Origin of the sequence: Streptomyces sp. NTH33 (assembly GCF_003236365.1) — a bacterium.
In the GTDB taxonomy this organism is placed as follows: Bacteria; Actinomycetota; Actinomycetes; order Streptomycetales; family Streptomycetaceae; genus Streptomyces.
This window is the reverse complement of sequence record NZ_POTZ01000375.1, coordinates 1-6,777: the sequence shown is the minus strand read 5'-3', so window position 1 is coordinate 6,777 and position 6,777 is coordinate 1. Positions and strand designations below refer to the sequence as shown.

The window sequence follows — 6,777 nt, the reverse complement described above, 5'->3', positions numbered from 1 at the left end:
AGATGTGTATAAGAGCCAGGAGCCCCGACGCCCTGCTGCGGCGCGGACACGATCAGTTTCACGCCGAGCGCGCTCAGCGCCTCGGTGACCGGCTGGAAGAACGTCGTACCGCCCGTCGTGCAGTCGCCGCTGCCGCCCGAGGTCACGCCCAGGGCGATGCCCTCGGAGAACAGTGGACCGCCGCTGTCGCCCGACTCGGCGCACACCGTGGTCTGGATCAGGCCGGTGACGGTGCCCTCGGGGTAGTTCACCGTCGCGTTCAGGCCGGTCACCTCGCCGTCGCGCAGCCCGGTGGTGCTGCCGCTGCGGAACACCCGCTGCCCCACGGCCGGATCGGCCGCCCCCGTGATCCGTACGCCGTTGCCGCCGCTGATCGCCACGATGTCGGCGCCCCGGCCGGCGCTGCCGGAGGCGTACTGGACCAGGGAGAAGTCGCCGCCCGGGAAGGACGCCTCGACGGTCCTGCCGAGCTGCCGGCTGCCCTGGTCGTCGGCGAACCAGATGGACCCGGTGGGCCCGCAGTGCCCGGCGGTGAGGATGAAGTCGCTCTGCCCGTCGGTCACGTTGAAGCCGGCCGAGCAGCGCCCGCCGGTCGACAGCATGGGCAGCGCCCCGTTCAGGCGGGTGGTGAAGGCGCCCTTGGCGCGCTGCATGCGCACGAAGCTGCCGATGCCGTCGGCGACCTCGGTCATCCGGGCCCAGTCGGCGGCGGAGACGGTGCTGTCGGCCTGGACGGTCACCCGGTTGGTGCGGTAGTCCATCACCCAGGCCGTGCCGGGCACCCGCGGCGCGGCGCGCAGGGTCGCGGTGGCCGCCTCCAGCTCGTTCATGCTGTGCCGTACGACCTTCGCCTCGGCGCCCGCCCGCCGCACCTCGGCCGCCGCCTTCTCGTCGGTCACGGCGACGACCGGCCGCCCGTCGGCGCCGATCCAGCTGCCCGCCGTACGCGAGGTGCCGAGCCGCGCCACCAGGCCGGCGCCCGTGCCGCCGGCGGACGGCTGCGCCGAGCCGCGTACGGCGGCGGGGGCGCCGGGAGTCTCACCGGCCATCGCCGCCTGCGTGACCATTCCCCCTCCCAGAAGGAGTCCCGCGACGGCCGCCAGCCGTGTCACTCGCCGGACGACCCGTCGTCGTACGTGCTTCATACGTGGCTCCCGAACCCCGAACACACGGTCTCAACACCGCGGGGCCCTCCGGTCCTTGAGCGCCCCTCCTCCATACGTGGCGCGGCACGGACGTGTTCAGCGTGCGGGCGCTCTTCTTCCCGCGCGCCCGGTCAGCAGGCGACCGGCGCCCGGAGCCGGCCCGCGGGTCCCGCCCGGGGCCGTTTGCGGGCGGCCCGGGACGGGCCCAGCTCGGGGCGTCGCCCCGGACGGAGGCCGCATCGACGTAGGGGCGCAGCAGTGCGGTGAGGGCCGGGTCGCCGCGCCCGTTCAGCTCGTCTGAGGCGATCTTGCGGGCGATACCCGCGAGGAAGTCGGCGAGCTGCACCCGAGGATCCTGCCGCGCGGCGACGAGTACCGGGCCGTCCAGCGCGACGCCGCGCTGCCGGGCCGTCCGCAGAAGCCACTCGACGTGGCCGGGGGTGAGCATGTTCTGCCGGTCGTGCACCAGCCGTACATCCTGTCCCGGCGCGCTCCACTGCGCGGCCGTACGGAGGATCGCGGGCAGCAGCGGATCGAGTACGGGGATCAGGGCCGGCCCGGCGGCGACCCGGGCCCGGGCCCAGGCGGTCATCGTGGCGTACGAGTCCGGCCTGGTGGAAGCCGGGCAGTCGGCTGAGAAGGACTGAGTCGCCGCGGTCCACGTGCGCCGCAGCGTGACCGCCGGCGGCCGAGCACGGCAGCCTCCTCGGCACCGGTCCCGCCTGAGCCGCGAGGGCCGCAGCGGCTGACCGACCCGCCCCAAGGCGGGTCACCTGCCGGATGCCGCACGGCAGCCCTTCGCCCGGGGTGTCAGGAGCGGACGGCGGCCACCAGCTCGCCGGTCGTCACCACCCGGGCGAAGCCTCCGCCGTGCAGCGACACGGCACTCGCCCGGGTCAGTTCGTCGGCCGACAGGTGCCGGCCGTTCGGGCCGGTCAGGTCGAAGGTGTGGGTGGCGTCGAGGGCGACCAGCACGTCGTAGCCGAGATTGCCGCCCATGCGGGCGGTGGTCTCCACGCACATGTTGGTCTGGATACCGGCCAGCACGACCTGGGTGATGCCCGCCGCCTTGAACCAGTCGTCAAGGTCGGGGGTGCCGTAGAACGCCGAGTTCACGGACTTCGTGACGAGCAGTTCCGGCCCGCGGCCCTTCCCACGCCTCTCCTCGACGTACTCCTTGAAGTCGTTTCCTTCGTACCCGGTCCGCAACGGCGAGCCGGGCTTGTTCGAGTCGTGCCGTACAAAGACGACCGGCCGATCCGTGTCCTGCCAGGCCGCGATCAGCGAGGCGATGTTCTCGTCTGCGGCCGGATTGTTGCGTGCTCCCCAGAACTCCGACTCGTCGAAGCCCTTCTGCACGTCCACCACTACCAGCGCCGCGTTCTGCGTGATCTCCATGCCCACGATCCTGACGCCCCGAGGGACACGCTCACAGAAGGCGAAAAGACAGCGATCGATGGTTTACTGTCACGATGACCCGACCGGCACCGGCCCACCGCATCGCCCTGCTCGCCTTCCCCGGCATCCGGGCCTTCGACGTCTCGGTGATCACCGAGGTGTGGGGCACGGACCGCACCGACCACGGGGTGCCCGCGTTCGAGCTGCGCCGGGTAGCCGCAGGCCCTGAACCGGTACCGATGCGCGGCGGGCTGGCGCTCACACCGGACCGCACCCTCGCCTGGCTACCCCGTGCCGAGCTGATCCTGGTGCCGGGCCTGGACGACCATGCCACCCCGGCGCCCGAGCCGGTCCTCGCGGCGCTGCGCCGCGCCCATGCCCGGGGCACCACCATCGCCGCGCTGTGCGGCGGCGCGTTCACGCTCGCCCAGGCGGGGCTGCTCGACGGCCGCCGGGCGCTGACCCACTGGGCGCTGACCGATCTGCTGCGGGCACGCCACCCAGAAGTGCGGGTCGAGCCGGACGCCCTGTTCATCGGGGACGGCAATCTGTGGACCTCCGCCGGCACCGCCGCCGGCATCGACCTGTGCCTGCATCTGGTGCGCGCCGCGCACGGCGCGGAGGCAGCCGCGACCATCGCCCGTTCCATGGTCACCGCACCGTTCCGGACCGGAACCCAGGCCCAATTCGTCGAACACCCGATCCTGCACGCCGACCGCGACGTGGACACGCTGGCCGAGGTGCGCGCCTTTGCCCTGACGCATCTCAACGAGCCGCTCACCGTTTCCTCGCTCGCCGCCCGCGCCGGGATGTCACCGCGCTCCTTCGCCCGGCACTTCGCGGCAGTCACCGGAACCACCCCGCTGCGCTGGCTTCTGGACCGCCGCATCGCGGCGGCCCAGAAACTCCTCGAACGCACCGACCTGCCCATGCCCGAGGTCGCCCGCCGGTCCGGTTTCGGCAGCGAGGTCACCATGCGCCAGCACTTCGCATCCCGCCTGGCGACCAGCCCGCGCGCCTACCGCACCTCGTTCGCTGAACAACCGCGCTCTGCACAGGGGCGTTGATTGCGGGCCGGCCACAACACTCCGCCAGGTCAACTCGACCGCGTCCGCTTGCGCGGTCAGTCACATGGCCGCGACAGCCGTGGGCCGGACCCGGTGGCGACGGCTTCGAGCGCGTGGAATCGCACGCCTGTCCGATGTCCAGCTGTGCCGCCCCGGGGGGCTCGCCGTGCCGCACCGGCAGGGGCAAGGTGGCCGTCCAGTACCACACCGCCCGCTTCCGCCTCGTACCCCGACTCGCCAAGGCCCTCGACGTCCCCACCCCCGCCGTGCGCAAGCCGGGCTCGTTCTGGACCGAGCCGCCCCGGCCTGCAAGTGCCGGCGCGGAGCCGGTCGGGTACGCCCGCCTCGAGTGCGCCCGTGCCTCGACCGCCCGGCAGTCCCTGGACGCGCAACTGGACTTCCTCGCCGAAGCCGGGGTCACCCTCGTCGTTCACGAACACGAGTGGCTCGGCCGCGGCATCGAACCGGCCATGCTCGCCGAGGATCTGAAAGCGAGCGACGTGGGCCTGGAACTCCTCCCCGGGCGGGGAGCGCACCACCCAGGCGCGCCATCCCCGCACGGGAACCGGACGGGCATCACACCAGCATCACGTGACGACTCTTAGACTGCCGCGCATGGACGACACCCTGGTGGAGCGCCTCGGGGCCGGGAAGTACCTGCTGGTCACCACCTACCGAAGGAACGGCACGCCGGTCGCCACCCCGGTGTGGGTGGTGCGCGACGGTGCCGCGCTCGGCGTGTGGACGGCCGCCGACTCCGGGAAGGTCAAGCGGATCCGCAACCGCGCCGACGTCCTCGTCGGTCCCTGCGACCTGCGCGGCAACCCCACCGGAGAACAGGTGGCGGCGACGGCGAGGATCTGCGATCCGGCCACCACCGCCCGTTACCGCGATCTCATCGCCCGCAAGTACGGCGTGCTCGGCCGCCTCACCCTGCTGGGCAGCCGGCTGCGCCGCGGGGTGGACGGCACCGTCGGGATCCGGGTGACCGTCTGACCCGGACGGCGGGAAAGACGCCCGTACGGCCGGCGCCCGGCGTGGCAGCCGCCGTCCGGCGTACCCGCTGGGTTAACCTGCGGGCGCTGCCGACACGACGGGGCTGGTGCGGTGAAGGGGATCTGGGCCACGGGCCGCAGTATCGGACAGTGGCTCGCCGGTCATGCCGGCTGGTGTCTGGCCGTCTCCGTGACCGCGCACGTCCTCGCCGTCGTCACCCACCCGACGCACCCGCTGGACCTGCGCGTCTACCGCGAGGCCGCACCGCACGTGCTCTCCGGGAGCCTGTACGACTACGTGCTGTGGACCACTCCGCCCATTCCCCGGCTCCCGTTCACCTACCCGCCCTTCGCCGCACTGCTGTTCCTGCCGCTGTCCCGCCTTCCGTGGACGGTGCTGGTCGCGCTCTGGCAGACGCTCTCCGTGGCGGCCCTGCTCGTCGTCGCCGTGTGCGCGGTGCGGCTGCTGGGCCCGCGCCCCGGTGCCGTCCGGGTACGGGAGCGCGCCCTGCTCTGGGCCGCCGCCGGGCTGTGGCTGGAACCCGTGCGGCACACCCTCGACCTGGGCCAGGTCAACCTGCTCCTGGGCGCCGTCGTCCTGTGGGGCCTGGCCGTGCCGCGCGCGGCGGTGGGCCGGGGAGCGGGCGTGGGGCTGGCGGCGTCGGTGAAACTGACCCCGGCCGTCGGCGGACTGTACCTGCTGGCGACCCGGCAGTGGCGGGCGGCGGTGTGGGCCGTCGCGACCGCCGTCACCGCGGCGGCCCTGGCCTGGTGCGTCGCCCCGCGCGAGTCGGCGCGCTACTGGTCGGTGCTCGTCACGGAGACCCGGCGCGTCGGCCCGGCCTGGTCGGTGCGCAACCAGTCCCTGCGCGGGGCGCTCAGCAGACTGCTCGGCCAGGACACCGCCGCGTTCCTGGCCTACGGGGCGGCGCTCGCCCTGGTGACGGTGGCGGCGGTCTGGGCCGTGCGCGCGGCGGTGCGGCGGCACGACCTGCTCGGCGTCCTCGTGACCGTGGAGCTGTACGGGCTGCTGGTGTCCCCCGTGTCCTGGAGCCACCACTGGATCTGGTGCCTGCCCGCCATGATCTGGCTGGCCCACGGCCCCCTCGGGCGGCGTCCGCTCAGCCGGATCACGCTCGCCGTGTGGGCGCTGGTGACGGTCACCCGGGTGGTGCCGTCCCTGATCCGCGCCGAGAGCCGGCAGGCGGTGCACCCCGATGCCTACCCGGCGTCGCTCGCCTGGCCCGGTTGCGTCTACGCCGTGTGCGCGGTGCTGACGCTGGTCGCGGTCGCGTGGGGACCCGCGGGGCACGAGCGGCCGGCCGCCGCTTCCGGCGCCGTGCCGGAGCAGAGCCTGGCGGACGGCTCCCTCGGGCGCCGGCTCGGTTGACGGCCCGTCAGGTCCAGGCGCGGTAGGGCTCGCCGACCAGCTGGAAGACGGGTTCGCCGCGCACCGGGTCCTTCGCCGTGGACAGCCGGACCCGGTCGCCGCCGTGGATGCCGATGAGCGGGCCCATGACCCGGCCGCGTACGACGAAGCCCTCGCTCATCTCGATCAGCGACACGTTCCGCGCGGCGGGGGTGTTGCGGTGCACCACCGTGGAGTGGCGGACCGTGCCGACGCCCTCGCTGCGCTCGGTCCGCAGCTCGCTGCCCCGGCAGACCGGGCACAGCAGCCGGTGGTACACGGCGGTGCCGCACCAGGTGCAGCGCTGGAAGTACAGGGCCTCGGAGGTGTGGGACCCGGGCTCGAGAAGGCCGGTCGCGGAGCCGGCCGCCGGACGAACGGCGTTTCCTGACTGGTGGTACACGCTGGTCAACTCCCTGCGCTCGGCCGGAAATCCCGCGTGCGCGGCGCACCTTGCACGCGTGTGCGCGGTCTCCGTACCACCGTGCACGGCCTCAGAGTATGGCACTCAGTGCCATAGGTAAAGATGTTCGACGGCTCTGAATTACTGTCAGTTTTGGCAAGGTTGACTTCCGTGTCGATGCGGGGGAGTCAAGGGCAGGAATACGGCTACTGGAAGGGGTGTGAATGGCACTCAGTGCCGTCCGTGGTGGGCGCCAAGTGCGGTGGGACCGACGGAACACCTGGCGCAGTAACCTTCCTGCATCCTTGCCGCCCCTCCGCTCACCGCCCCGCGCGCCGGGTACGCCAGGTCGGTGACGTAG

General features: G+C 73.0%; 7 protein-coding genes and 1 pseudogene. 4 read left to right on the top strand and 4 right to left on the bottom strand.

Annotated features, from left to right (window positions below; translation table 11 throughout):
* The 3 genes and pseudogenes from C1I97_RS27725 to C1I97_RS27715 all read right to left on the bottom strand — a co-directional run.
* A partial coding sequence (locus tag C1I97_RS27725; protein ID WP_111005879.1) for a S1 family peptidase occupies positions 1-1,145 on the bottom strand: 1,145 nt, incomplete at its 3' end.
* Between the two features lie 169 nt (positions 1,146-1,314).
* Positions 1,315-1,722, bottom strand: a pseudogene (locus C1I97_RS41830) (hypothetical protein); the annotation flags it as partial.
* Positions 1,723-1,955: 233 nt separating this feature from the next.
* Positions 1,956-2,543 (bottom strand): cysteine hydrolase family protein, encoded by a 588-nt coding sequence (locus tag C1I97_RS27715; protein WP_111005877.1) that lies wholly within the window; start codon positions 2,541-2,543, stop codon positions 1,956-1,958.
* Between the two features lie 74 nt (positions 2,544-2,617).
* Here C1I97_RS27715 and C1I97_RS27710 point away from each other — a divergent pair, with 74 nt between their 5' ends.
* The 4 genes from C1I97_RS27710 to C1I97_RS27695 all read left to right on the top strand — a co-directional run bounded on the left by C1I97_RS27710 (position 2,618) and on the right by C1I97_RS27695 (position 5,995).
* Positions 2,618-3,610: a GlxA family transcriptional regulator gene (locus C1I97_RS27710; protein ID WP_111005876.1), complete on the top strand. Its 993-nt coding sequence runs from the start codon at positions 2,618-2,620 to the stop codon at positions 3,608-3,610.
* Positions 3,607-4,215 (top strand): zinc finger domain-containing protein, encoded by a 609-nt coding sequence (locus C1I97_RS27705; RefSeq protein ID WP_441349159.1) that lies wholly within the window; start codon positions 3,607-3,609, stop codon positions 4,213-4,215. Before C1I97_RS27710 ends, C1I97_RS27705 begins: the two co-directional genes overlap by 4 nt.
* 10 nt (positions 4,216-4,225) lie before the next feature.
* Positions 4,226-4,606 (top strand): PPOX class F420-dependent oxidoreductase, encoded by a 381-nt coding sequence (locus C1I97_RS27700; protein ID WP_111005875.1) that lies wholly within the window; start codon positions 4,226-4,228, stop codon positions 4,604-4,606.
* A gap of 189 nt (positions 4,607-4,795) precedes the next feature.
* Positions 4,796-5,995: a glycosyltransferase 87 family protein gene (locus tag C1I97_RS27695; RefSeq protein ID WP_258382762.1), complete on the top strand. Its 1,200-nt coding sequence runs from the start codon at positions 4,796-4,798 to the stop codon at positions 5,993-5,995.
* 7 nt (positions 5,996-6,002) lie between these two features.
* On the opposite strand, the gene C1I97_RS27690 is transcribed toward C1I97_RS27695, so the two are convergent.
* The gene (locus tag C1I97_RS27690) at positions 6,003-6,416 is read right to left on the bottom strand and encodes a Zn-ribbon domain-containing OB-fold protein (protein ID WP_111005873.1); all 414 of its coding nucleotides are present in this window, start codon (positions 6,414-6,416) and stop codon (positions 6,003-6,005) included.
* Positions 6,417-6,777 lie beyond the last annotated feature (361 nt).